Source organism: Micromonospora sp. NBC_00821, assembly GCF_036347035.1.
GTDB lineage: Bacteria > Actinomycetota > Actinomycetes > Mycobacteriales > Micromonosporaceae > Micromonospora > Micromonospora hortensis.
Window position 1 is genome coordinate 2,764,841 of record NZ_CP108880.1, and the last position, 24,751, is coordinate 2,789,591.

Here is a 24,751-nt window from a genome sequence, read left to right on the forward strand (position 1 = left end):
CTCGGTAGGGTAGGTCCCGGTCGGCTCCGACCAACAAGATCCACACCGCCGGGGGGCGCCACGCATGGCCGATTCGTTCGCGCATCTGCACGTGCACACCGAGTACTCGATGCTCGACGGAGCGGCCCGGCTGAAGGACCTGTTCGCCGAGGCCAAGCGGCTGGGCATGTCCGCTGTGGCGATCACCGATCACGGCAACATGCATGGCGCGAACGACTTCTACAACCAGGCGATGGCCGCCGGGATCACCCCGATCCTGGGCGTCGAGGCGTACGTGGCGCCGGAGTCGCGCTACCACAAGGCGCGGGTCAAGTGGGGTCGGCCGGAGCAGAAGAGCGACGACATCTCCGGTAACGGCGCGATCACCCACAAGACGATGTGGGCGAAGGACGCGCGGGGCCTGAAGAACCTGTTCACCCTCAACTCGCGCGCGTCCATGGAGGGGCACTACGTCAAGTGGCCCCGGATGGACATGGAGCTGATCGCCGAGCACGCCGAGGGGATCATGGCCACCACCGGCTGCCCGTCCGGCGCGGTGCAGACCCGGCTGCGCCTGGGCCAGTTCGACGAGGCGCTCAAGGTTGCCGCGAGCTACCAGGACATCTTCGGCAAGGACAACTACTTCCTGGAGATCATGGATCACGGCCTCTCCATCGAGAGCCGGGTCCGCGAGGGGCTCACCGAGATCGCCCGCAAGCTGGACATCCCGCCAGTGGTCACGAACGACTCCCACTACACCCACGAGGCGCAGGCCACCGCCCACGACGTGCTGCTCTGCGTGCAGACCGGCAGCAACATCGACGACCCCAACCGGTTCCGGTTCGAGGGTGGCGGCTACTTCATCAAGAGCGCCGACCAGATGCGCGCTGTGGACTCGTCCGAGCTGTGGCAGGAGGGCTGCCGCAACACCCTGCTGGTGGCCGAGAAGGTCGACCCGAAGGGCATGTTCGAGTTCCACAACCTGATGCCGCGCTTCCCGGTGCCCGAGGGCGAGACCGAGGAGTCCTGGTTCCGCAAGGAGACCTTCGCCGGCCTGGCCCGCCGCTATCCGAACGGCATCCCGGAGGGGCACGTCGTCCAGGCCGAGTACGAGCTGGGCGTCATCAACCAGATGGGCTTCCCGTCCTACTTCCTCGTGGTCGCCGACTTCATCCAGTGGGCCAAGAACCAGGGCATCGCCGTGGGTCCGGGCCGTGGTTCGGCCGCCGGGTCGCTCGTCGCGTACGCGCTGGGCATCACCGACCTGGACCCGATCCAGCACGGTCTGATCTTCGAGCGGTTCCTCAACCCCGAGCGGGTCTCGATGCCGGATGTCGACATCGACTTCGACGAGCGTCGGCGCGGCGAGGTGATCAAGTACGTCACCGACAAGTGGGGCGAGGACAAGGTCGCCCAGATCGCCACCTTCGGCACGATCAAGGCGAAGGCCGCGATCAAGGACTCCGCCCGGGTTCTCGGCTTCCCGTACGCGGTCGGCGACCGGATCACCAAGGCCATGCCACCGGCGGTGATGGGCAAGGACATCCCGCTCACCGGCATCTTCGACAACAAGCACCCCCGCTACGCCGAGGCGGGCGAGATCCGCGGTCTGTACGACTCCGACCCGGACGTCCGCAAGGTGATCGACACGGCCAAGGGCATCGAGGGGCTGATCCGGCAGACCGGTGTGCACGCCGCCGGCGTCATCATGTCCGCCGAGCCGATCATCGAGCACATCCCGTTGACGCGCCGCGACGCCGACGGGGCGATCATCACGCAGTTCGACTACCCGACCTGCGAGTCGCTCGGGCTGCTGAAGATGGACTTCCTCGGCCTGCGCAACCTGACGATCATCGACGACGCGGTCAAGAACATCGAGCTGAACCACGGCCGGAAGCTCGACCTGCTGGGCCTGCCGCTGGACGACAAGGCCGCGTACGAGCTGCTGGCCCGCGGTGACACCCTGGGCGTGTTCCAACTCGACGGCGGGCCGATGCGGTCGCTGCTGCGGTTGATGAAGCCGGACAACTTCGAGGACATCTCCGCCGTCCTGGCCCTGTACCGACCCGGCCCGATGGGCGTCGACTCGCACACCAACTACGCGCTGCGCAAGAACGGCCTCCAGGAGATCACGCCGATCCACCCGGAGCTGGAGGAGCCGCTGCGGGAGATCCTGGAGCCCACCCACGGCCTGATCGTCTACCAGGAGCAGGTGCAGCGCGCCGCGCAGATCCTCGCCGGCTACACCCTCGGTCAGGCGGACCTGCTGCGCCGGGCCATGGGTAAGAAGAAGAAGGAGATCCTCGACAAGGAGTTCATCCCGTTCCGGGACGGCTGCCGCGAGCGCGGCTACTCCGACGAGGCGATCCAGGCGGTGTGGGATGTCCTGGTGCCGTTCGCCGGGTACGCCTTCAACAAGGCGCACTCCGCCGCGTACGGTCTGGTCTCCTACTGGACCGCGTACCTGAAGGCGCACTACCCGGCCGAGTACATGGCCGGGTTGCTGACCAGCGTCGGTGACGACAAGGACAAGATGGCGCTCTACCTGGCCGAGTGTCGCCGGATGCGCATCCAGGTGCTGCCGCCGGACGTGAACACCTCGGCCGGGCCGTTCACCCCGGTCGGCAAGGACATCCGCTTCGGGCTCGCCGCCGTCCGCAACGTCGGGGCGAACGTGGTCGCCTCGATCATGCGCTGCCGGGAGGAGAAGGGCGAGTACGCCGACTTCTACGACTTCCTGTCCAAGGTGGACGCGGTGGTCTGCAACAAGAAGACGATCGAATCGTTGATCAAGGCGGGGGCTTTCGACTCCCTCGACCACCCCCGCAAGGGCCTGCTCGCGGTGCACGCCGACGCGATCGACGCGTACGCCGACGTCAAGCGCAAGGAGGCCGTCGGCCAGTACGACCTGTTCGGCGCCGGCTTCGGTGACGCGGACACCGGCAGCACCACCGTGATGCCGACCATCGGCGACAGCGAGTGGGACAAGCGCGACAAGTTGGCCTTCGAGCGGGAGATGCTCGGCCTGTACGTCTCCGACCACCCGCTGTTCGGTCTGGAGCACATCCTCAACGCGGCAGCCGACACCACCATCGCGTCCCTTGCCGAGGAGGGCGGGGTGCCCGACGGGGCGGTCGTCACCCTCGCCGGCATCCTCTCCGGGGTGCAGCGCCGGGTCACCAAGCAGGGCCGGGCCTGGGCGTCGGCCACCCTGGAGGACCTGGCCGGTGGGGTGGAGGCGCTGTTCTTCCCCAACACCTACGAGGTGATCGGGCAGTACATCGCCGAGGACGCCATCGTCGTGGTCAAGGGTCGGGTGGACCGCCGCGACGACACCCCACGCATCATGGCGATGGACATGTCCATGCCGGACGTCAGCACCAGCGCCACCAACAAGCCGGTCACCCTCACCATCCCTGTGCACCGCTGCACACCACCGCTGGTGGAGAAACTCAAGGAAACCCTGGTGCTGCACCCCGGCGACACCGAGGTGCACGTCAAGCTCCAGAACGGCGGGCGCACCACCACGCTGCGGCTGGGTCCGTTCCGGGTGGCGGCCACGACCGCGCTGATGGGTGACCTGAAGAGCGTCCTCGGCCCGGCCAACGTGAGCTGAGCCGGCCTCGGTCCGGCCGGCGTACGCCGGCCGGACCGCAGGGCTCAGACCCGCTCGGGGGCGCTGATCTCGCGCAGTTGGCCGTCGGCCAACCGCAACCACCGCTGCACGCCGATCTCGGCGAGGAACCGTTCGTCGTGGCTGACCACCACGAACGCCCCCTGGTACGCCGACAGCGCGCTCTCCAACTGACCCACGCTGACCAGGTCAAGGTTGTTCGTCGGCTCGTCGAGCAGCAGCAGTTGCGGCGCCGGCTCGGCGCAGAGCACACAGGCGAGGGTGGCGCGCAGCCGTTCACCGCCGGAGAGCACCCCGACCGGCAGGTTCACCCGGGCGCCCCGGAACAGGAACCGGGCCAGCAGGTTCATCCGCTTGGCGTCCGGCAGGCTCGGCGCGTACGCGGCGAAGTTCTCCGCCACCGTGCGGTCGAGGTCCAGCAGGTCCAGCCGCTGCGACAGGTACGCGATCCGCCCCTCGCCGCGCTTCAGCTCACCGCCGGACGGTTGCAGGTCACCGTTGACCAGGCGCAGCAGGGTCGACTTGCCGACGCCGTTCGCCCCGGTCAGCGCGATCCGTTCCGGCCCCCGGATCACCAGGTCGGCGCCGTCGCCGCCGAACAGGTCCCGGTCGTCGAAGTGGGCCCGCATCCCCTGGCCGGAGAAGACCGTGCGCCCGCCCGGGACTGTGGTGTCGGGCAGGTCCACGACGATGCGGTCCTCGTCGCGTACCGCCCGGCCGGCCTCGTCGAGTCGGGCCTTGGCCTGACCGAGCCGGGACGAGTGCGTCTCCTGCGCCTTGCCCGCCGACTCCTGCGCGCTGCGCTTGAGCCCACCGGCGACGATCCGGGCCAGGCCGGCGTTCTTCAGGTTCTTCGAGGCGTTGCTGGCCCGCCGGTCGGCCCGCTCCCGGGCCTGCTGCATCTCCCGCTTCTCCCGCTTGACCTCCTGCTCGGCGTTGCGCAGGTTGCTCTCGGCCACCTCCCGCGCCGCCTGCACCGCCTCGGTGTACGCGGTGAAGTTGCCCCCGTACCAGCGGATCTCGCCCTGGTCCAGCTCGGCGATGCGGTCCATCCGGTCGAGCAGTTCCCGGTCGTGGCTGACCAGCAGCAGGCACCCGGACCAATCGGTGAGGACGTCGTAGAGCTTGTGCCGGGCCTCCAGGTCCAGGTTGTTCGTCGGCTCGTCGAGCAGCAGCACGTCCGGGCGGCGCAGCAGTTGCGCCGCCAGGCCGAGGGAGACCACCTGGCCGCCGCTGAGGGTGTGCAGCCGACGGTCGAGCGACAGCTCACCCAGGCCGAGCCGGTCCAGCTCGGAGCGGGTGCGCTCCTCGATGTCCCAGTCGTCGCCGATGGTGGCGAAGTGCTCCTCGCTGGCGTCGCCGGCCTCGATGACGTGCAACGCCGCGATCCGCTCGGCCACGCCCAGCACCTGCGCCACGCTCAGGTCGCCGACCAGCGGCAGCGTCTGCGGGAGGTAGCCGAGCACACCGTCGACGGTGACGCTGCCGCCGCTGGGCCGCAGCTCCCCGGCGATCAGCCGCAGCAGGGTGCTCTTGCCGGCGCCGTTGGGCGCGACCAGGCCGGTGCGACCGCCGGGGACGGTGAAGGACAGCTCCGAGAAGACCGGGGTGTCGTCCGGCCAGGAGAAGGACAGGTTCGAGCAGACAATGAACGCATCAGACATGCGAGTGACCTCAAAGGGTGGGGTGGGCGCGCCTCAGCCGCCCGACGACAAGGGGACCGGTGGAACGACGTCATGGCCACGGCGGCTGCGCCTACGCGCGCCGAACCGGTGGCCGAACATGTCCGGTCTCACCCGGAGATGTCGTCGTCACCCGCCATGTCTGGTCTCCCTGGTCGTACCGCTAACCCAACCCGATGAGTCTAACAACGGATCTCCGCCCCGCCACCGCAATAGGGTGCAACGCGCGGTGTATAGGCCAGGCCATAGTTGGTCCATGTCTCATGAGCCGCCACGTGGCTAGGCGATCAAGACGACAACGGATGTCCGCGACTGGCTGCGGGAGGGCTGCTGGGCGACTTCCATGACTGGAACCACATCCGGGCTGAGCTGCATGACGGGGACGATGAAGCGCTCGACGCAGAGCGTGCTCGTACCGAGGCGTGGATCAGTGACGTTCCACCTTGCCGAAGAGCGGAAGCGGTTGGGCCTGACCCAGCGGCAGGTGGCCGAGCTGATGGGTGTCACGCCCGGCAGGGTCAGCCAGATCGAGAACGGTGACCTGGAGGCCAACGAGGTCGCGACGCTGAGCCGATACGCACGAGCGCTCGGCGCCCGGATGCGGATCATCTTCGACTACGGTGACGACCTCCGTCAGATCGCCTGACGTACTCGGCGTGGTGCCGGCCTCGCCCCCAATGCGTTCGTCGATCTTGCACTTACTGTTGTGAGAATGTCGCTTTTGGGGTCAATCGTCGCCACAGAAGATGCAAGATCGACGCGGTGGGGCGTCAGCGGGGGCGGTACTCGACCTCGGGGCGGCCGGGGGTGCCGTAGCGGGGGGTGCGGGCGGCGCGTTCGACGGTCACCAGGTACTCCAGGTAGCGGCGGGCGGTCACCCGGGAGATGCCGGTCAGCGCGCTCACCTCGGTCGCGGACAGACCGACCTCCGGGCGGGTGCCGTCGGTGAGCGCGGCGCGTACCCGGTCGAGGGTCTGCGCGTCGAGCCCCTTGGGCAGGCTGTGCCCGGCGGTGCCGCGCAGGGTGGCGAACATCTGGTCCACCTCGTGCTGGGCGGCGACCTCGCCGTCGGCGAGCGCCTGGGCGCGGTAGTCGGCGTACCGCTCCAGCTTGTCGCGGAACGCGGCGAACGTGAACGGCTTGAGCAGGTAGTGGGTCACCCCGAGGGACACCGCGGTGCGTACCACCGCCAGGTCCCGCGCGGACGTCACCGCGAGCACGTCGACGCTGCTGCCGGCCGCGCGCAGCGCCCGGCAGACGTCCAGGCCGTGCAGGTCGGGCAACCGAAAATCAAGGAGTACGAGGTCCACGTCGCCGCCGGCGTTGGCGCGCAGGGCCGCCATCGCCGCCCGCGCGGAGTGCGCCACCCCGACCACCACGAAACCGGGAACCCGTTCGGTGTACGCGCTGTGCGCCTCGGCCAGCAGCGGCTCGTCCTCGACGACCAGCACCCGGATGGCGGTCATGACCCCTCGATCCTGCCCGGCAGCCGGACGGTGAACAGGCTGCCGCCGTCATCCGAGCGACAGACCTCGGCGCTGCCGCCGTGGCGGCGTACCACCTGGCCGACCAGCGCCAGGCCGAGGCCGCGGCCGGTGCTCTTGGTGGACCAGCCGCGCCGGAACGCGTCGGCGACCCGCTCCGGCGCCAGACCGGGGCCGCTGTCGGCTACCCGGACCACCAGCCCGTCGTCTGTAGCGCCGACGAACACCCGCACCCGGCGCGGCGGCGGCGTACCGGCCACCGCCTCCAGGGCGTTGTCGACCAGGTTGCCGACCACTGTGAGCAGGTCACCGGTCGGCAGCGGACTGTCGTCGAGGCGGCAGTCCGGCTCGATGACCAGATCCACCCCGCGCTCGCCGGCCTGTGCGGACTTGCCGAGCAGCAGGGCGGCCAACGCCGGCTCGGTCACCGCGCCGACCACCCGGTCGGTGAGCTGTTGGGCGAGCGTCAGGTCCCGGGTGCCGAGCCGGACGGCCTCGTCGGCGCGGCCCAACTCCACCAGGGTCAGCACCGTGTGCAGCCGATTGGCCGACTCGTGGGTCTGCGCCTGCAACGCCTCGGTCAACGCGCGCACCGAATCCAGCTCGCTGGCCAGGGTGCGCAGCTCGGTCTGGTCGCGAAGGGTCAGCACGGTGCCGAGCACCGCGCCCTCGAAGCGGGTGGTCCGCTGGTTGGCGACGAGCACCCGGTCACCGGCGACGATCGGCTCGTCGCGGGCGTCCCGCCCGGAGTCGAGCAACTCGGCCGCCGCGGGCGGCAGGTCGATCCCGGCCACCGGCTGGTCGATCACCGCCGTGTCCGCGTCGAGCCCCAACAGCCGGCGGCCCTCGTCGTTCACCAGCGCCACCCGACGATCGGTGGTCAGCACGACGAGACCCTCGCGCACCGAGTGCAGAACGGCGTCGTAGTACTCGTACATCCGGGTCATCTGGGCCGGCCCCAGACCGTGCGTCTGGCGACGGAGCCGGCGGCTGAGCAGCCAGGAGCCCGTCGCGGCGAGCGCCAGAGCCGGCGCGACCACACCGAACAGCACCGGCAACTGGCCGAGCAGCTTCTTGTCGATCTCGCGGGTGGTGATGCCCACCGAGACCAGACCGACGAGGCGTCGCTGCTCGTCGTACACCGGAACGACAGCGCGCACCGACTCGCCGAGCGTCCCGACATTGGTGGTGGTGAACGCGCGGCCCGCCAGAGCGGGCCCGATCTCACCGACGAACGGCTCGCCGATCCGGTCCTGGGTCGGGTGCGAGAAACGGGTGCGGTCGGGGGCCATCACCACCACGAAGTCGGTGCCCGTGGCCTGCCGAGTCGATTCGGCGTACGGCTGGAGGACCGTCGCGGGATCGGCTGTCGTGAGGGCCGCGCGGACGTCGGGGGAGCCGGCCACGGTCTGCGCCACCGCGAGCACCTCCTCCTGCGCGGCCTGGCGGGAGTCGCTGCGGGCCAGCCAGACGGCGCCCGCCGCGCCGGCCAGCACGAGCAGCGTCACCACCATCGCCTGGAGGGCGAAGAGTTGCCCCGCGATGCTCCACTGGCGTCGGGCCACCTCCACCACCTCCCTCGCCGCGCCACCGTTTCTGCCAACGCGGTGAACAGAATGACCGCAAGGCTGTCAACGGGTGAGACGCGGTTCACATTGTCGACATGGACACCACCACACCCGCCACCACCCCGGCACCGGCGGTCCGCCGGGACCGTACCCGTTACCTGTATCTGGCCGTCATCGTGGCCGTGGTCGCCGGCATCGTGGTTGGCCTGGTCGCCCCCGATTTCGGCAAGGAACTCAAGCCGATCGGCACCGGCTTCGTCAACCTGATCAAGATGATGATCAGCCCGGTCATCTTCTGCACCATCGTGCTCGGCGTCGGCTCCGTCCGGCAGGCAGCGAAGGTCGGCAAGGTCGGCGGCCTGGCCCTCGGCTACTTCCTGACCATGTCGACAGTCGCGCTCGCCATCGGCCTGGTCGTCGGCAACCTCATCCACCCCGGCTCGGGTCTGAACCTCGGCCCGGACCTCGTCGGCTCCGGCAAGGCCGCCGCCGGTGACGAGGCCGCCGGAACGGCCGACTTCCTACTCGGGATCATCCCGACGACGCTGCTCTCCTCGCTCACCGAGGGCAAGGTGCTCCAGACGCTGCTGGTCGCCCTGCTGGTCGGCTTCGCCGTCCAGGCCATGGGCCGGCGGGGTGAGCCGGTGCTCAGCGCCATCACCGTCATCCAGCGGGTCGTCTTCAAGGTCCTCGCCATGATCATGTGGCTGGCGCCGATCGGCGCGTTCGGCGCGATGGCCGCCGTGGTCGGCGCGACAGGCGTGGACGCCCTCAAGAGCCTCGCCCAGATCATGGTGGGCTTCTACGCCACCTGTCTGATCTTCGTGCTGGTCTTCCTGGGCGCGCTGCTCTGGTTTGTGGCCCGGATCTCGATCTTCTCGCTGCTGCGCTACCTGGGCCGGGAGTTCCTGCTGATCCTGTCGACCTCGTCGTCGGAGTCGGCGCTGCCGCGGCTGATCGCCAAGATGGAGCACTTCGGCGTGAGCAAGCCGGTCGTCGGCATCACGGTGCCGACCGGCTACTCGTTCAACCTGGACGGCACGGCGATCTACCTGACCATGGCGTCGCTGTTCATCGCCGACGCGCTGGGCAAACCGCTGGCCATCGGCGAGCAGATCTCGCTGCTGCTGTTCATGATCATCGCGTCGAAGGGCGCTGCCGGGGTCACCGGCGCGGGGCTGGCCACGCTGGCCGGCGGCCTCCAGTCGCACCGGCCGGACCTCGTCGACGGCGTCGGGCTGATCGTCGGCATCGACAGGTTCATGTCCGAGGCTCGGGCGCTGACCAACTTCGCCGGCAACGCGGTCGCGACAGTGCTGGTGGGAACCTGGACCGGCGAGTTCGACCGGGAGCGGGCGACAGCGGTGCTGAGCGGCAACGACCCGTTCGACGAGGCCACCATGGTCGACGAGCACCCCGACGACGAGGCGGCGACGCCCCGCGCCGCCGAAAAAGCGGCCGCGCCGGCCTGATTACCGAGCCGTGGTCGCGGTGGCCGGGTGCCGCCGCGGCCTCGGCCCGCATTGATCCACTCCGCTCCCTGGAAATCGGGGTATGCGAGCGGTTGGGATAGTGCGAATTACCTCAAGCCGGGTCAATCCTCGGGCTACCGTCGACCCGTCGATACCGTGCCGAGGGTGAAGTGGTAACCGCCGCTAACCGGGTTGGCGATCTAATCGTGAGGTCTCCTCGGAGAACTATGGATGATCATTCCAGTGCTAGTGGATACCTGCGAAGGGATCAGTCGGCTGCGGGGGCAGTCCCTCGTACAAGAACATTGTCGAAGGCGCAGCGCACCCAGATCGGCCGACTTTTCGATTGAGCGGCCAACCTCAGCGAGCCGTTAGCGATAGTCAGGTCACCCAATTTCTTGACGGTTCGTCCGTTCAGGAACATCGTAAGATCTCGTCCGACCTTTAAGACCGTTAGCTTGTTCGGTTTATCCTGCCTTAGTGGCTTTACGTCATCTGGATCGTAGATATACCTATGCGGTAAGGATCCGGGATTTTGGGTGACCGTCAAGGATCTTCTGCCGAAGACGACAGCCCACCATTGCTCATCCTTCTCATAGCCGAACATGAAGCCACAGTAACCGTCAGAAGGGCCCTGGATGTATTCGATATCTGCTTCGAGGAAGAAGTCCTGTAGATTGTCGGACTTGCCTTCGTTGTTCAAGAGGGCTGGTTGTGTCGCATCTCGTGTGGAGCTGATGCCAACAAGGTGTCGACCAGCTTCGTAAGCTATGAAACTTTCACCAAATTTGCTAGGAAACTGCTTGCTCCATGGCTCCGCCTCGTAGTCGTGCTTAGCAACGACGGGCCATTTCTCCGATGCTTCAACAGCGCTCCTGTAGTTGGAGGTCGTTAGCACGAGGGTAGAGCCCTGAATTGTAGCGTAGAAAAGGAACGCGAAGAGGGTTGCTGCTGCTGCCTCCGTGAGGAGGTGACGGTTGTTCAAAAGTGCAGAAGCTACCACTGATCCGAACAGTACAGCACCCCCTGCGAGCGCTGTTGCCGCTGCCACATCGTCCCGCCAGAGAACGTCGGGGGCTGGTTTCGCCAGCATGTAGATGCTAATGCCCAGAACGGCCGCCGCGGACGCGGAGGTAAGTCCATAATCGCGAGGCCGGTAATCCTTTCGTCCTTCCTCCGAGGAGCTTGAGGTCATTGGTACTGCACTCCAGCTTCGTGATTGTCGGACGGGTGGATCGGGTCGATGAGGTCGATGATTAACTCGGTCCTCGATAATCGGGCAGTTTGCGCTGCAAGGCTTGCTTCGGTCGGATATCTGACCGATGCCAACGATCAAAATCTTGACGAAGTGAAGACCGGTCGTTATGTGCCGTTTCGACCAATTCTGGAGGTGTCCGTGGGACCACTCCTGCTTAGCAGGCCTGTTGTCACCGTGTCCATCTTCGATAAGGCAACGTGACCCCACTCCATACCATGGGTCCCGTATTGGCTGATTCCCGCCAAGGATGCAAGGAAGCCTCGGCGGTCGTCAACGAGCGTTGGCCGATGGAGCTGCGGCACCGGTCGGCGGCTCTACCCCCACGCGTCCGTGGGAGTCGCGCTGACCGCCTTTCTAGGGCATCTGACGTGCTTGCGTCGGCGAGTGATCCTGGTGAGTGCCCTTCCCCCGGTGGCGGCAAGATGCGGCGGCGCGGTGAGTCGATACTGAGCCGATGACGGAGGAACAGTCGACAGAGCTGACGCGGTGGACCATCCACGGTGAGCGTGTCGTCGACGACACTCGCCGGGCGCGACTGAGCATCGCCGATGTGGAGTTGCCCGATGGTGTGCGGTTCGAGCAGTACGTGATCCGGGCGCCCCGATCGGCCATGGTCGCGGTCCTCGACGAGCAGCAGCGGCTGCTGCTCATGCGGCGGCACCGGTTCGTGTTCGACCGGTGGGTGTGGGAGTTGCCCGGCGGCTACGTCGATGGGCAGGAATCGCCCGAGCTGTGTGCGGTACGCGAGGTGGAAGAGGAGACCGGCTGGCGTCCGCATCAGGTCGAGCCGCTGCTGTCGTTCCAGCCCTGGGTGGGCACGGCGGACGCCGAGAACCTGCTCTTCCTCGCCCGAGAGGCAGAGCACACGGGCGGCCTGGTCGATGTGAACGAGGCTGAGCAGGTCGCCTGGATCCCGTTGGTCGAGGCGCACCAACTGATAACGCAAGGCGAGATCGTCGGGGCCGGAACGGTGATCGCCGTGCTGGAACTGGTCGCACGACAGGCACGTGGGAAGTTGTAGACGTCAGCGTCGAGTGCCGAGGGCAGCGGGCTGTGGTGGCTGCGACCGCCCGTGGCCATGCCGCACCCGGCAGGATGAGTTACGGGAGGAGTTCGAGGGAGCTCCGCTGTCGCTGGCTCTGTACATGGGCGCGCAACTGGTCCGCGCGTCGGCGGACCTGAGGTGGGCCCCGGCCGGCACCCTGCACCGGCGCTTTCTCGGCTGGGTGCGGTGAGCACAGTCAGGTACGTGGAATCTCAGCGTCGACGTGCTCGCCACATCGTGTGTTCCCGGGAGATCGCCGTCTCCGTGTCGTTGACGAACCGCGACAGTTCGGCCTCCGAGCCGATCCGGGTGGCGAGGGATCCGATGGCGGCGAGTTCCTGACTTGCCAGGGCGTAGGCGGTCGCCACCGCGCCGTGTTGCCGGGTCTGCGTCCAGGCCGCGCCGGCCGCGACCGCAGCGGCGGCCACGCCGAGCAGGTCGAGGTCGGTCAGCCCGGCAGCCCGCGATACGGCCAGGGTCACCCCGATGATCTCCAGCACGAGCATGCTGACCGACCAGCGGGTCGCCCGCGCCCGATTCGACAGTGATCGCTCGGCGTACCAGGCTCGCTGGGCCTCGAGACGGCCGGTCAGGTACGCGGCGCGGCGCTCCGCGAGGGAGGCGGCGCGCAGTGTCCGCATTCCCTCCGTGATTTGTTGCCCAGCCACCGCGGGTGCCGCCAAACCGGCGGCCGACATGTCCCGGGTCAAGCCCAACAGTCGGAGGGTGAATTCCTCGGCGCTGTCCGAGTCGCTTCGCCCTTGTGGAAAAGGGTCAGCCGCGGTGGTGAATCGCCAGGTGAGCGACTTGATGGATTCGGAGAGGGCTCTGCCGACGTACCACCGTTCACTGGGGCGATTGGTGAGGAGGAAGACCTCGACGATCGAGGTGGCGGCGAAGGCGCCCGCCGCGAGCGCCGGGCCCGGGGCGAAATTGTCGAGCTTCCACGTGGCGACTCCCGCGATCGCGGCCACCAGGAGCAGGGACAGCCGCAGCGCGATCAGGGTGGCGTACACGCGTTGGCCGCGCTGCGACTCGTAGGACACGGCTCGCTGAAACGGGGGAAGATCCTCGGCCTTCAGCATGTCGTTGACCTCTCGACAGAACGTCCAGGGCGTCGGCGGGGCTGAGCAGCGTTCCCGGCGAACAATCGGTACGTCGGCGGTGTAGACAGTAGACCCAGCCGTCCACCCGGACCCGTCCGACCGGGTGGGGCTAGGGCGTGGCGGTCTTGTCGCAGGGGACGCCGATGCCGAGGTTGACGCGATCGTTCTTCCCGTTCGACGTCACGATGAGCGGTACGCAGCCGGCCCGCGCGACCCAGGTGCCCCCGACGAAGGCCATCCACTGAGCCTGCCCACCCTCCGGCGCGCAGGCGTGCACGGTGACGGTCGGCGCGGGCGGGCGGGTGCCGCCCCAGCCGAGCCGGGCCTTGTCCTGCCAGCCTGGTGCCACCCGCAGGTCGACGACCATGCCGGCGCGGACGACGAGTCCCCATTTGGCGAACAGTCGTGCAGCCGGATCGGCCTCTCCGGAACCTTCCGCCGCCAGCACCGGGGCGTCAGGCACCGCCACGTCCTCGCCCACCAACCGGTAGCCCGCCGGCGGTGCTGACAGCGTGTCGACCGGTGGCGTGCACGGCGGCCCACCAACGCTGGCGCCCGTCGACGGCGCCGCGCTGTCGGCCGGCGGCGTGGCGTGCTGGCGCGAGTCACCTGCCGGCGTGCACGCGGACAGGACCACCACCAGGCACAGGAAGCCCAACCCGGCGATCGGCGTGGTCCGGCTGCCCGTCCCGGGCTCCGGGAGAGCCGGGGCTGGCGGAGGCCGGGTCGCACCGGCATGGGCACTCACCCGAATATTCATAGCTGGTGGCCGGATCCGGCGCGACCCTGGACAGCGGGGGTCCGCCGCGGATCCGACCACCGCACCCGGGGCCTCGACTCGACGTGGCGGGCCGACTGAGCGCTGACGGCAGGGGCTGAGGTGGTTACGGTCGTGGATGCCGAGGTTCCCGACCGTTCGAGGAGTGATCGCATGGCCCCCTCTCCGTCCCGGCTCTTCGCCGAGATAGCGACGGCCGAACCACCCGCCGAGACCAGAGTTGTCATGCGACGGGCGGTGGTGCTCGGTGGCAGCATGGCCGGGTTGCTGGCGGCCCGGGTGTTGAGCGACCACGCCGAGGAAGTGCTGATCATCGAACGGGATCCGTCCGATGTCGACGCCGGGCCACGGCCGGGTGTGCCCCAGGGCAGTCAGGTGCACGCGCTGCTGCCCGCCGGTCAGGTCCAGTTGGAGCGCTGGTTTCCCGGCATCGCCGACGAGGCGCTCGCGCTCGGCGCCCCTCCGCCACCGCGCGACCCGGGCACGGCGAAGGTCTACGTGAACGGCATGTTGGGTCTGCCGCCCGCAGCGACCGGCACCGGGCCGGCGCTGATCACCACGCGTCCGTTCCTGGAGGCGCTGGTCCGCCGACGCACCCTCGCCGTCGACAACATCCGCATGGCGTACGGCCGGGCGGAGGGTCTGGTCTTCGACGAGCGGCGGGTCACCGGCGCCCGGTACGTGCCCGACGGTGGCACCGAGCCCATTGTCGAAGCGGCGGATCTGGTGGTCGACGCGATGGGGCGGTCCAGCCGGTTGAGCGACTGGCTGGCCGAGCACGGGTGGCCGCGCCCGCCGCTGCACCGCATGCCGATCAAGCTGAACTACGCCACGGCGCTCTTCACACGCGACGAGAAGGTCAGCGACGCCTGGGTGGCGGTCTTCCACACCATGGCGGGCAAGGGGCGAACCGCCCGGATCGGTGGGATCAACTCGGTCGAGGGGGACCGCTGGATCATGCTGGTGGCCGGGTACGACGGGGACCGGCCCAGCCGCGACGTCGCCGACTTCACCGCCCGTTGCCGGGAGCACTACCCGCAGATGTTCGGAGACATCGCCGAACAGGGGGAGATGCTCGGCGGGGTGGTCACGTACCACCAGGCGGACAGCCGACGCCGCGACTTCCACAAGCTCGACCGCCTGCCCGCCGGGTTGGTCGCCGCCGGCGACGCGGTCGCCTCCTTCAACCCGGTGTACGGCCAGGGCATGACCTCCGCGACACTGCACGCCTCCTGCCTGTCGAAGTGGCTGCGTTCCGGTCCGAAGCCGCACGACGAACCCGCGCGCGCGTACTTCGACCAGGTCCGCGTGGTGGTCGACGCCGCCTGGCAGATCTCCACCACCGCCGACATCGAGCTGCCGCACGTCGACGGGCCGTACCCGCCCGGCTACAAGGTCACCAAGTGGTTCGGGGACCTGCTCTTCCGGGCCTCCCTGACCGACCCGGTGCTCAACGCCCGGCTGGGGCGGGTCACCACGATGCTCGACCACCCGGCCGCCCTGAGCCGCCCCGGCACCCTGTTCCGGGCCCTCCGGCTCGGCCTGCTCGGCGGCTCCCGGCGGTGATTCGTCGCCAAACCCGCCGCCCAGCGCGGGGCGCGGTGAAGAATGGTGGGCCGGGGAGGGGTGCTGCGACGAACCGGGGGAGCGGTAGTGCTCGGAACCAGCCTCCTTGGCCGGCTTCGCCGCCGTGACCCGGGTGACGCCGTCCTGCGCCGCGCGGCCCGGCTGACGCTCGTCGCGTCCGTCGTCTTCTACGGCTGCCGGTACGGCGCGGGCAGCTCGACGCTCGCCACGTACGGGTTGTTCGGCACGATAGCCGCCGGGTCGTTCGCGCAGCTACCTGGTCCGGCGCCGCAACGGGCGCGGATCCTCGTGCTGTCGCTGCCGGTGGTGTGGGCGCTGATCGCGGCGGGCTCGCTGCTGGCGTGGAGCACCTGGGCGGCCGCCGGTGGCATGCTGGTCGTCGGCTTCGTGGTGGCGTTCGCCGGGGTCGGCAATCCGCGTCTGGTGGGGTTGGCGAGCGCGTTCCAGCTCTTCTACATCCTGGCGTCGTTCCCCCCGTACCAGCCGGGCGCCCTGCCGGAGCGACTCGGTGGGGTGACCCTCGCCGTCGTGCTGCTCGCCGCGGCCGAGGTGTTTCTCTGGCCCGACCCGGTGCCGGTCTCCTACCGGCAGCGCCTGGCCGAGGCGGCGGACGGCGTCGCCGCCTTCCTCGACGCCGCCGCCGGGCGGTTGACCGACCCGCACGCCGCTGCGGGTGATCGGGACAGGCGGCGCGAGCGGGCGTACGACGTGGTGGCGGCGATCGAGTTGAACCGCAGCCCTCCGGCGTGGGCGCCCACCGCGGCGGGCGCTCAGGATCGGGCGTTGCGGATCTGCGCTGCCGCGTTACGGGAGGTGCTCGCCGAGGCGGACCGGTTGGCGGCGGACGCCCCACCGGAGCCGATCCCGGACCTGGCGGCGGCGCGTCTGCTGCGCTCGTGCGCGGACACCACCCGCGCGGCCGGCCGGAGCCTGTCACCGGGTGCCCCGGCGGTGGCCCCGGCCGACGTGGACGTGGCGGTCGGACGAGCCGAGGCGGCGTACCCGATGGGATCCGGCCAGGTCCGTGACGCGCCGGACGTAACCCGGTTGTGCCGGGACGCGACCGCGCTGGCCCTCGCGGACCAGGTGCGGGTCTTCGTCGTCGGTTCCCGGGTGGCCACCGGGGCGCGGCTCGGCGACGACGACGTCTCCTCGGAGCTGTTCGAGTACGCCCGGCGCGGCCCGTGGACGCTGTACTGGTGGCAGTTCCGCTCTCACCTGGCGCCGCGCTCCGCCCACCTGCACAGCTCGTTGCGGCTGGCCGTGGCGCTCGCCATCGCCCGGGTGGCCGCCGGGGTGTTGCAGCTGACCCACGGCTTCTGGGTGCTGCTGGCCACCCTCACGGTCCTGCGCACGTCGGCCGCCGACACCCGCACGGCGCTGCGGCCGGCCGTGCTGGGCACGATCGTCGGTGCGGTCGTCAGCGGCGGGGTGATGCTCGTCGTCGACGAGCCGATCGTGTACGCCGTCGTCCTGCCGATCACCCTGCTGCTGGCCTTCGGCGTCGGCCGCCTGCTCGGTCCGGTGTGGCAGCAGGCGCTGTTCACAGTGCTGCTGACGGTCGTCTTCGCCCAGCTCAGCCCGGAGGGGTGGCGGCTCGCCGAGGCCCGCCTCGTCGACGTGCTGCTCGGCGCGGTGATCGGCGTGCTCGCCGGGGTGGCGATCTGGCCGCGCGGCGCGGGCCACGACCTGCGGCACAACGCCACCCGCTACCTGGCGGCCAGCGCGGACGCTGTCGAACAGACGGTCCAGTCGATGCTCGGCGATGCTCCGCCACCCGCGCGTGCCCTCGCCCGGGTCCGTCGCCGGATGGTCCTGATCGACTCGTCGTACTGCCAGTGCCACTCGGAGCGGCACGACCCGCACCGTCAACAGGTGAACTGGGACGCTGTGCTGAGCGCCGGGCACCACGTCGTGCCCGGCGCGGAGTCGCTGCTGCGCCGCAACCCGCCCGGCTGCCTCGCCGGTTGGCCCGGGGCGGCGGCGCTGCTGGGGGACTCCGCCGGGCGCCTGCGATCGGCGTACGACGCCCTCGCCGACGAGGTCGCCCACGGCCGGACATCGCACCGGGCGCCGGTCTCGAGCACCTGCGTCGACCAGTTGGACCGGATCCGTCCGCTCCTCGGCGAGGCCGACCATCAGTCGGTCCGGCACCTGGTGGAGGTCGACAGGTGGCTCGCAGCCCTCGCCGACAGCCTCGCCCGGATCCGCCCGCCCGTTGTCGGCGGGCCGACCGGCCACCGCGACTAGCAATTACGGTGGCCCGGTACACCGAGGCGCGTGCACCCTCGTCTGCGCTCTTCACGCCCTTGAGCGCAACGGGCTGGGGTTGCGCGCCCGGAACCGTCGATCGACGACATCCTGCGCATGATCTCCGGCGTCAGCACGGTCTCTCACGTTGACGACGCCCAGCGCGACCGCGTCCCCGGGCTGACCATCGACTGACCGCGAGCTGCCTCTGCTCACTGAGCAACCCATCCGGCCCGGCAGGGTGCTCGTGAGCGTGATGACTGAGAGTCATACCGATGCCTCACCGTCATCACGCTCTTCAGGGACTGATGCCTGCTGACGCGCCTCGGAGCCCTGGGAGCGCCACAGGTCGCGGATTGGCCGTGCCCGTCGCGCGTCGTGCGGCCTAGCGTCGACGGCATGGAGATCGAGCAGGCGCAGAAGCTGTGGCAGCCGGAGCCTGGCTGGTTGAACACCGCCAGCTACGGGTTGCCGCCGGAGCCGGCGTGGGCGGCGTTGCAGGAGGCTCTCGCGGCCTGGCGGGTTGGTCGGACGTCGTGGGAGGGCTGGGGCGAGTCGGTGCACCGGTCCCGTGCGGCGTTCGCCGACCTGATCGGGGTGCCGGTCGGTGACGTGGCGGTCGGCGCGGCGGTGTCGCAGCTCCTCGCGCCGGTCGCGGCGGCGCTGCCGGCCGGTGCCACTGTGGTGGTCCCCGAGGTCGAGTTCACCTCGAACCTCTTCCCCTGGCTGGTGCAGGAGGAGCGTGGCGTCACGGTTCGCACGGTGCCGCTGGAGTCGCTGGTCGACGCCATCGACGCCGGTACCGACCTGGTGGCGTTCAGCCTGGTCCAGTCGGCCGACGGGGCGGTCGCGGCGTACGACGAGATCGTGGCCGCGGCCCGCGCGCACGACGCGTTGGTGGCGGTGGACGCGACCCAGGCGTGCGGCTGGCTGCCGTTCGACGGCAGCCGGGCCGACGTGGTGGCGGTGGGCGGCTACAAGTGGCTGATGAATCCTCGCGGGACCGCGTACGCCTATCTGGCCCCCGGGTTGCGTCAGCGGCTGCGCCCCGACGCGGCGGGCTGGTACGCGGGCCGCGACCCGCACGCCTCCTACTACGGCCCGCCGCTGCGGCTGGCCGACGACGCCCGCCGGTTCGACATCTCACCGGCCTGGTTCAGCTGGGTCGGTGCGACACCCGCCCTGGAGGTGGTCGCCGAGATCGGCGTGTCGGCGATCGGGGCGCACAACGTGGCGTTGGCCAACCGGTTCCTGGCCGGGCTGGGCCGGGCGCCGGGGGAGAGCGCCATCGTCAGCGTGGACGTGCCGGACGCGGAGCAGCGCCTCGCGGCGGCCGGCATCCGGGCGGCGGTGCGCGCCGGAAGGGTCCGGGCCTCGTTCCACATCTACTCCACCGAGGCCGACGTGGACGCCGCGCTCACGGCGTTGACCGGCTGAACCCGGCGCCGAGGACGGCCGGCCGCGCGGCCGGCCGTCCTCAGCGGCATCAGGAGCAGACGCCGAAGGTCGCCGCGGTGTACGAGAGGGGTCGCCACTCCAGGTCGACCCCGAGGCTCATGTCCCACGTGCCGTTGGCGAGGCGCCCGAAGTAGATGAAGTTGCTGCCGAGCCCGTCGTAGTAGAACCAGCTGTCGCCCTCGTACGTGCTGAGGCGGGTTGCTGCCCTGGCTAGGGTCTTGGGACCGACGACGCCGTCGCTCACGAGGCCCCTGTCGCTCTGCCACCGCCTGGTGGCGGCCGTCGTCACCGCACCGAACCTGCAATCGACGCCGGAGGCGGCAAGGTAACCGTCGGCAACCAGGATCTTCTGCCACATGGCGACGACGTTGTTGTACGACCGGGTCGACGCGGAGATGGGCCCTTCGTCGTTCCAGTCGTCGGTCCAGGTGCCCGAGCCCGCGACGTACCCCTGGCTGACGTTGGCCGACGCCGGCGCGGCCGGGATGGCGATGGCGCCGACCGTGGCGACGACGATCGCCGTCGCCACGGCCCTGATTCGTAGGTGCATGGAACATCCCCCTTTTGCTGAGTGGCAGCTGTCATGGGGGTAGATGGCCGGCGGACCTACTTTGTTCACGACGGGCGGACATTCGACGTCAGGCCAGGTGGCCACCGATCTTCGTGTAGCCGCGCAGTAGGTCCCGCGAGATGATCAGCCGCTGCATCTCGTCGGTGCCCTCGAAGATCCGGTAGAGCCGGACCTGCCGGTACCACCGTTCGATCGGCAGTTCTCGGGTGTAGCCCATGCCGCCGTGGATCTGGAGCACCCGGTCGACCACCCGGTTGACCATGCCGGCCCCGTAGAGCTTGCCCATCGACGAGGCGTGCCGGGGGTCCAGGCCCGCGTCGACAGTCCACGCCGAGCGCAGCACCAACCAGCGGGCCGCCTCCAACTCCGTCTCGGAGTCGGCGATCATCCATTGGATGGCCTGGTTGGCGCCGATCTTCGTGCCGAAGGTTTCCCGGGTGTTGGCGTACTCGATGGCCATCTGCAACACCCGCTCGGCGATGCCGATGGCGTGCGACGGGATGGTGTAGCGCCCCTTGCCGATCCACTCCATGCCGAGCGTGAAGCCCTGCCCGATCTCACCGAGGATGTTGCGGTGCGGCACGCGTACGCCGTCGAAGATGAGTGACGCGGGCCCGCCCTCGCCCATCGTCTGGATGAACTCCGAGCGCCAGCCCATCGACCGGTCCACCAGGAACGCGGTGGCGCCGCCGTTGCGGGCGCCCTTCTCCCGGTCGGTCACGGCGACCACGATGGCGAAGTCGGCGTCGTGGCCGCCGGTGATGAAGGTCTTCTCGCCGTCGAGGATCCAGTCGTCGCCGTCGCGGCGGGCGGACAGCCGGATGTTCGCCGCGTCGGATCCGGCGCCCGGTTCGGTGATGGCGAAGCAGGAGCGTCGCTCGCCCTCGATGGTCGGGATGAGGAACTCCCGCTTCTGCTCCTCGGTGGCGTGGAACAGGATGTTGTCCGCCTCGCCGCCGAAGCGGAACGGCACGAACGTGCGGCCCAGTTCGGTCCAGATCAACGACTGGAGTACGGCTGGCAGGTTCATTCCGCCGTACTCCTCGGGGGTGGCCAGGCCCCAGAAGCCGAACTTGCGCGCCTTGAGTTGCAGTTCGCGCACCTCGGAGTGGTCGAGGCCCGGCTGGTGCGCCCGTTCCCGGCGGAGCACCTCCGCTTCCAGGGGCATCACCTCGCGGGTGATGAACGCGCGCACGGTGTCTCGGACGGCGCGTTCCTCGTCGGACAGTGCGAAGTCCACGGTTCCCCCTCGGTCGGCGTGGTGGTGCGCCGCCACGGACGGTGGCGGTCCCTCATAAACTAGCGGTGTAAGTTTTCATTCGTCCAGACCCCTTCTCCGGCCGACGTGGTGACGCCTGCCCGCAGGCGGTCCCCGATAGGGTGCGTGAACAGGTGGTTCCCACGGGGAGGGACACCGCAGACCGAGGAGTTCCGACGTGCCCCGACCTCGACGGCCTCTGCTCACCCGCGACGGGATCGTCGAGACGGCGCTCGCGCTGATCGACGCCGACGGGCTCGGCGCGCTCTCCACCCGCCGACTCGCCGCCGCGCTCGGCGTGCAGGGTCCCTCGCTCTACAACCACTTCGCCACCAAGGACGAGATCCTCGACGCGGTCGCCGACACTGTCACCGGTGCCGTCGACACCAGCGGCTTCGCCAGCCGGGACTGGCTCACCGCGCTGCGGGACTGGGCCTGGTCGTACCGGCGGGCGCTCACCGCGCACCCGAACATCGTGCCGTACCTGGCGCAGGGGCCGGGTCGTCGGCCGGCAGCCCTCGCCATGGCCGACGCGGTCTACGGCGGGCTGGTCCGGGCCGGTTGGCCGCCGGCCCGCGCCACCCACATCGGCGCGGCGCTGCGGTACTTCGTGGCCGGGTCGGCGCTCGGCTCGTTCGCCCGTGGTTTCGTCGAGGATCCGGAGCTGTACGCGGCGCACTACCCGCACCTGCGTCAGGCCCACCGGCTCGCCGAACACCAGCAGAGCGTGGACGAGGGTGCCTTCGCCCTCGGCCTGGACGCCCTGCTGCACGGTCTGGCCGCCGAGTACACCCGCACCGTCGAGACGGTGGAGTCCGCCCGGCCCAACGGGTAGCGTCCAAACTCCCAGCGCTAGTTTCATCGCCCGTCGCGACCCCACCGCCCACCCCTCGAAGGGACGACATGGACCTCGCCGCCCCGCCGTCGTTGTTGCCCGACTCCCTGCGCCTCCGGCGCCACCTGCACGTCGGCGGGGAGTGGACGCCCCCCGCCGACGCCGGTCTCATCGACGTGGAGAATCCGAGCACCGGGGAGCTGATCGGGCAGGTGCCGGCCGGCACCCCGGCCGACGTGGATCGTGCCGTGGCCGCGGCGCGGGCCGCGTTCCCCGGCTGGTCGGCCGCGACCCCCGCCGAGCGCTCCGCCCACCTCGACCGGCTGCACGCGGCGCTCACCGCCCGCGCCGACGACCTCGCCCGCACCATCGCCGTGGAGCTGGGCTCGCCGCTCAAGCTCGCCACCCGGGTGCAGGTCGGGCTTCCACTGACAGTGCTGCGCGACCACGTCGCGCTCGCCGCCCGCGCGCCGGTCGACGAGAGCATCGGCAACTCCCTCGTCGTCCGCGAGCCGGTCGGCGTGGTCGGCGCGATCACCCCGTGGAACTACCCACTGCACCAGGTGATGGCGAAGCTCGCACCCGCCCTGGCCGCCGGCTGCACCGTGGTGCTCAAGCCCAGCGAGCTGACCCCGTTGACCGCGTACCTGCTCTTCGACGCGGTCACCGAAGCCGGCCTGCCGCCGGGCGTGCTCAACCTGGTTCCCGGCACCGGGCCGGTGGTCGGTGAGGCGCTCGCCGGGCACCCCGACGTCGACCTGGTCTCGTTCACCGGCTCCACCGCCACCGGCGCGCGGATCATGCGGCTCGCCGCCGACCGGATCGCCCGGGTCGCGTTGGAGCTGGGCGGCAAGTCCGCCAACGTGATCCTCCCCGACGCCGACCTGGGCACCGCGGTCAAGGTGGGCGTCGGCAACGCCCTGCTCAACTCCGGGCAGACCTGCACCGCCTGGACCCGGATGCTGGTGCACAGCGACCGGTACGACGAGGCGCTGCACCTGATCGCCACGGCAGTGGCCGGCTACCGCCTCGGCGACCCGTTCGACCCGGCGACCCGGCTCGGCCCGCTGGTCTCCGGCGCCCAGGCCGAGCGGGTTCGTGGCCACATCGACCGAGCCCTCGCCGACGGTGCCCGGCTTGTCGCCGGCGGTCCCGACGCCCCGGTGCCGACCCGGGGGCACTTCGTCGCCCCGACCGTCTTCGCCGACGTGCGCCCCGACAGCGCGCTCGCCCAGGAGGAGGTCTTCGGCCCGGTGCTCGCCGTGATCCCGTTCGCCGACACCGATGAGGCGGTCGACATCGCCAACAACTCGAAGTACGGGCTGGCCGGCGCGGTCTGGTCCGCCGACACCGACGCGGCGCTCGCTGTGGCCCGGCGGCTGCGCACCGGCGCCGTCGACATCAACGGCGCGCCGTTCAACCCGCTCGCCCCGTTCGGCGGCTACAAGCAGTCCGGCCTGGGCCGGGAGTTGGGCGTGCACGGGCTGGCCGAGTTCTGCGAGCTGAAGGCGATCCAGCGATGACCGATCCCGAGCTGTCCCCGACCGTGCCCGCGGGCCGGCCCGAGCTGTCCTCGTCCGCGCCGGGTGGAGGCGCCGAGCCGGCGTCCGCGCCGGTCATCGTCCGCGCGCTGGTCGCGCGCGGGTCCGGCGCCGAGCTGCGGGTCGAGCGGGTACGCCTGCCCGCGCCCGGCCCCGGCGAGGTGCGGGTGACGATCAGGGCGGCCGGTGTCTGCCACTCCGACCTGTCCATGGTCAACGGCACCCTCGCCGCGAGGTTCCCGCTGGTGCTCGGGCACGAGGCGACCGGTGTGGTGGCCGAGGTCGGGCCGGGCTGTCAGCTGACGGTCGGCACGCCGGTAGTGCTCAACTGGGCACCGGCCTGCCGGGCCTGCTGGTGGTGTCGGCGCGGCGAACCGTGGCTCTGCGCCGACACCACGGCCCCGACAGTGCCGCGCGGTGAGACCGACGACGGGGTCCCGCTGCACCTGACCCTCGGCCTCGGCGCGCTCGCCGAGGCGGTGGTGGTACCCGAGCGGGCCGTCATTCCGATCCCCGCCGGGCTGCCGCCCGAGCAGGCCGCACTGCTCGGCTGTGCCGTGCTCACCGGCGTCGGAGCGGTCCGGAACACCGCCCGGGTGGCACCCGGCGAGTCGGTAGCGGTCGTCGGGCTCGGTGGGGTCGGGCTCGCCGTGCTCAGCGCGGCCCGCCGGGCCGGTGCCACGACGATCCTGGCCATCGACGTCGCCGAGGCGAAGCGGGACCTGGCGCTCGCCGCCGGGGCGACCGACTTCCTGCTCTCCGACGACCGGCTCTCCAAGGAGGTACGGGCGCGCACCGAGAGCCGGGGCGTCGACCACGCCTTCGAGTGCGTTGGTCGGGCCGCCACCATCCGCGCCGCCTGGCGGCTGACCCGGCGCGGGGGAGCGGTGACAGTGGTCGGCATGGGCGCCAAGGACGACATGGTCAGCCTGGGCGCGCTGGACATCTTCCACTCCGCGCGCACGCTGCGCTCCTCGGTGTACGGCTCGTCCGATCCGGACCGGGAGGTGCCGGTGCTGGCCGCCGAGTTGGCCGACAGCGCACTGGATCTGGGTGTGCTGGTCAGCGGGACGGTTCCGTTGGACGAGGCGCCCGCGGCGTTCGACCGGTTGGCGCGGGGCGAGGGCGCTCGCTGGGTGGTCACCCTGGACTGACGCCGGTCACAGCCGGGGACTCAGCGCGTCGCCTACGCGCAGTGTCGCCCGTTCCTGGTGGGCGACGACGACTTCGACCTCCGGCACGACG

At 70.2% G+C, this 24,751-nt stretch carries 18 protein-coding genes; 10 read left to right on the forward strand and 8 right to left on the reverse strand.

Annotated features, from left to right (window positions below; all coding sequences use genetic code 11):
* Positions 1-64 precede the first annotated feature (64 nt).
* A complete protein-coding gene (gene dnaE, locus OHB44_RS12575) occupies positions 65-3,595 on the forward strand; it encodes a DNA polymerase III subunit alpha (RefSeq protein WP_238682977.1) in 3,531 nt (1,176 codons plus the stop codon).
* Positions 3,596-3,639: 44 nt separating this feature from the next.
* Here dnaE and abc-f read toward each other — a convergent pair whose 3' ends face one another.
* Complete coding sequence (gene abc-f, locus OHB44_RS12580; protein ID WP_238682978.1) at positions 3,640-5,277, reverse strand: ribosomal protection-like ABC-F family protein; 1,638 nt, start codon at positions 5,275-5,277, stop codon at positions 3,640-3,642.
* Positions 5,278-5,668: 391 nt separating this feature from the next.
* Here abc-f and OHB44_RS12585 point away from each other — a divergent pair, with 391 nt between their 5' ends.
* Entirely contained in the window at positions 5,669-5,941 is a 273-nt protein-coding gene (locus tag OHB44_RS12585; RefSeq protein WP_442932670.1) for a helix-turn-helix domain-containing protein, read from the forward strand.
* Positions 5,942-6,065: 124 nt separating this feature from the next.
* Here the strand turns inward: OHB44_RS12585 and OHB44_RS12590 are convergent, their stop codons facing one another.
* A complete protein-coding gene (locus tag OHB44_RS12590; RefSeq protein ID WP_330440846.1) occupies positions 6,066-6,761 on the reverse strand; it encodes a response regulator in 696 nt (231 codons plus the stop codon).
* Complete coding sequence (locus OHB44_RS12595; RefSeq protein ID WP_330440847.1) at positions 6,758-8,344, reverse strand: sensor histidine kinase; 1,587 nt, start codon at positions 8,342-8,344, stop codon at positions 6,758-6,760. Before OHB44_RS12595 ends, OHB44_RS12590 begins: the two co-directional genes overlap by 4 nt.
* A gap of 98 nt (positions 8,345-8,442) precedes the next feature.
* Here OHB44_RS12595 and OHB44_RS12600 point away from each other — a divergent pair, with 98 nt between their 5' ends.
* Positions 8,443-9,819 carry a cation:dicarboxylate symporter family transporter gene (locus tag OHB44_RS12600; RefSeq protein WP_330440848.1) on the forward strand — a complete coding sequence of 459 codons (1,377 nt, stop codon included), beginning with the start codon at positions 8,443-8,445 and terminating at the stop codon, positions 9,817-9,819.
* Between the two features lie 268 nt (positions 9,820-10,087).
* Here the strand turns inward: OHB44_RS12600 and OHB44_RS12605 are convergent, their stop codons facing one another.
* Complete coding sequence (locus OHB44_RS12605) at positions 10,088-10,912, reverse strand: hypothetical protein (protein WP_330440849.1); 825 nt, start codon at positions 10,910-10,912, stop codon at positions 10,088-10,090.
* A gap of 619 nt (positions 10,913-11,531) precedes the next feature.
* Here OHB44_RS12605 and OHB44_RS12610 point away from each other — a divergent pair.
* Positions 11,532-12,098, forward strand: coding sequence for an NUDIX hydrolase (locus tag OHB44_RS12610; protein WP_238682984.1), 567 nt, complete (start codon positions 11,532-11,534; stop codon positions 12,096-12,098).
* A gap of 236 nt (positions 12,099-12,334) precedes the next feature.
* Here the strand turns inward: OHB44_RS12610 and OHB44_RS12615 are convergent, their stop codons facing one another.
* On the reverse strand, positions 12,335-13,207 hold the full coding sequence (locus tag OHB44_RS12615) for a DUF4231 domain-containing protein (protein ID WP_238682985.1): 873 nt from the start codon (positions 13,205-13,207) through the stop codon (positions 12,335-12,337).
* Positions 13,208-13,337: 130 nt separating this feature from the next.
* Positions 13,338-13,976: a hypothetical protein gene (locus OHB44_RS12620; RefSeq protein WP_330440850.1), complete on the reverse strand. Its 639-nt coding sequence runs from the start codon at positions 13,974-13,976 to the stop codon at positions 13,338-13,340.
* A 183-nt stretch (positions 13,977-14,159) separates the two neighbouring features.
* Between OHB44_RS12620 and OHB44_RS12625 the strand changes: the two genes are divergently transcribed.
* From OHB44_RS12625 to OHB44_RS12635, 3 genes are all read left to right on the forward strand, one after another.
* Positions 14,160-15,572, forward strand: coding sequence for an FAD-dependent oxidoreductase (locus tag OHB44_RS12625; RefSeq protein ID WP_330440851.1), 1,413 nt, complete (start codon positions 14,160-14,162; stop codon positions 15,570-15,572).
* Positions 15,573-15,659: 87 nt separating this feature from the next.
* A complete protein-coding gene (locus OHB44_RS12630) occupies positions 15,660-17,843 on the forward strand; it encodes an FUSC family protein (protein ID WP_330440852.1) in 2,184 nt (727 codons plus the stop codon).
* A 399-nt stretch (positions 17,844-18,242) separates the two neighbouring features.
* Positions 18,243-19,280 carry an aminotransferase class V-fold PLP-dependent enzyme gene (locus OHB44_RS12635; protein WP_330440853.1) on the forward strand — a complete coding sequence of 346 codons (1,038 nt, stop codon included), beginning with the start codon at positions 18,243-18,245 and terminating at the stop codon, positions 19,278-19,280.
* Between the two features lie 49 nt (positions 19,281-19,329).
* Here the strand turns inward: OHB44_RS12635 and OHB44_RS12640 are convergent, their stop codons facing one another.
* Both OHB44_RS12640 and OHB44_RS12645 read right to left on the reverse strand, forming a co-directional pair.
* Positions 19,330-19,851 carry a peptidoglycan-binding domain-containing protein gene (locus OHB44_RS12640; RefSeq protein ID WP_238682991.1) on the reverse strand — a complete coding sequence of 174 codons (522 nt, stop codon included), beginning with the start codon at positions 19,849-19,851 and terminating at the stop codon, positions 19,330-19,332.
* A gap of 88 nt (positions 19,852-19,939) precedes the next feature.
* Positions 19,940-21,112: an acyl-CoA dehydrogenase family protein gene (locus tag OHB44_RS12645; RefSeq protein WP_210784959.1), complete on the reverse strand. Its 1,173-nt coding sequence runs from the start codon at positions 21,110-21,112 to the stop codon at positions 19,940-19,942.
* A gap of 196 nt (positions 21,113-21,308) precedes the next feature.
* On the opposite strand from OHB44_RS12645, the gene OHB44_RS12650 reads away from it, so the two are divergent.
* From OHB44_RS12650 to OHB44_RS12660, 3 genes are all read left to right on the forward strand, one after another.
* A complete protein-coding gene (locus OHB44_RS12650) occupies positions 21,309-21,965 on the forward strand; it encodes a TetR/AcrR family transcriptional regulator C-terminal domain-containing protein (RefSeq protein ID WP_238682992.1) in 657 nt (218 codons plus the stop codon).
* Between the two features lie 68 nt (positions 21,966-22,033).
* The gene (locus OHB44_RS12655; RefSeq protein ID WP_330440854.1) at positions 22,034-23,488 is read left to right on the forward strand and encodes an aldehyde dehydrogenase family protein; all 1,455 of its coding nucleotides are present in this window, start codon (positions 22,034-22,036) and stop codon (positions 23,486-23,488) included.
* Positions 23,485-24,660 carry an alcohol dehydrogenase catalytic domain-containing protein gene (locus OHB44_RS12660; RefSeq protein ID WP_238682994.1) on the forward strand — a complete coding sequence of 392 codons (1,176 nt, stop codon included), beginning with the start codon at positions 23,485-23,487 and terminating at the stop codon, positions 24,658-24,660. Before OHB44_RS12655 ends, OHB44_RS12660 begins: the two co-directional genes overlap by 4 nt.
* Positions 24,661-24,751: the final 91 nt, after the last annotated feature.

What these genes read in the sequence shown, in the direction of transcription:
- dnaE (WP_238682977.1), top strand. Translation starts at nt 65, where the DNA reads ATGGCCGATTCGTTCGCGCATCTGCACGTGCACACCGAGTACTCGATG.
- abc-f (WP_238682978.1), bottom strand. Translation starts at nt 5,277, where the DNA reads ATGTCTGATGCGTTCATTGTCTGCTCGAACCTGTCCTTCTCCTGGCCG.
- OHB44_RS12585 (WP_442932670.1), top strand. Translation starts at nt 5,669, where the DNA reads ATGACGGGGACGATGAAGCGCTCGACGCAGAGCGTGCTCGTACCGAGG.
- OHB44_RS12590 (WP_330440846.1), bottom strand. Translation starts at nt 6,761, where the DNA reads ATGACCGCCATCCGGGTGCTGGTCGTCGAGGACGAGCCGCTGCTGGCC.
- OHB44_RS12600 (WP_330440848.1), top strand. Translation starts at nt 8,443, where the DNA reads ATGGACACCACCACACCCGCCACCACCCCGGCACCGGCGGTCCGCCGG.
- OHB44_RS12605 (WP_330440849.1), bottom strand. Translation starts at nt 10,912, where the DNA reads ATGCTGGCGAAACCAGCCCCCGACGTTCTCTGGCGGGACGATGTGGCA.
- OHB44_RS12610 (WP_238682984.1), top strand. Translation starts at nt 11,532, where the DNA reads ATGACGGAGGAACAGTCGACAGAGCTGACGCGGTGGACCATCCACGGT.
- OHB44_RS12615 (WP_238682985.1), bottom strand. Translation starts at nt 13,207, where the DNA reads ATGCTGAAGGCCGAGGATCTTCCCCCGTTTCAGCGAGCCGTGTCCTAC.
- OHB44_RS12625 (WP_330440851.1), top strand. Translation starts at nt 14,160, where the DNA reads ATGGCCCCCTCTCCGTCCCGGCTCTTCGCCGAGATAGCGACGGCCGAA.
- OHB44_RS12635 (WP_330440853.1), top strand. Translation starts at nt 18,243, where the DNA reads ATGGAGATCGAGCAGGCGCAGAAGCTGTGGCAGCCGGAGCCTGGCTGG.
- OHB44_RS12640 (WP_238682991.1), bottom strand. Translation starts at nt 19,851, where the DNA reads ATGCACCTACGAATCAGGGCCGTGGCGACGGCGATCGTCGTCGCCACG.
- OHB44_RS12655 (WP_330440854.1), top strand. Translation starts at nt 22,034, where the DNA reads ATGGACCTCGCCGCCCCGCCGTCGTTGTTGCCCGACTCCCTGCGCCTC.
- OHB44_RS12660 (WP_238682994.1), top strand. Translation starts at nt 23,485, where the DNA reads ATGACCGATCCCGAGCTGTCCCCGACCGTGCCCGCGGGCCGGCCCGAG.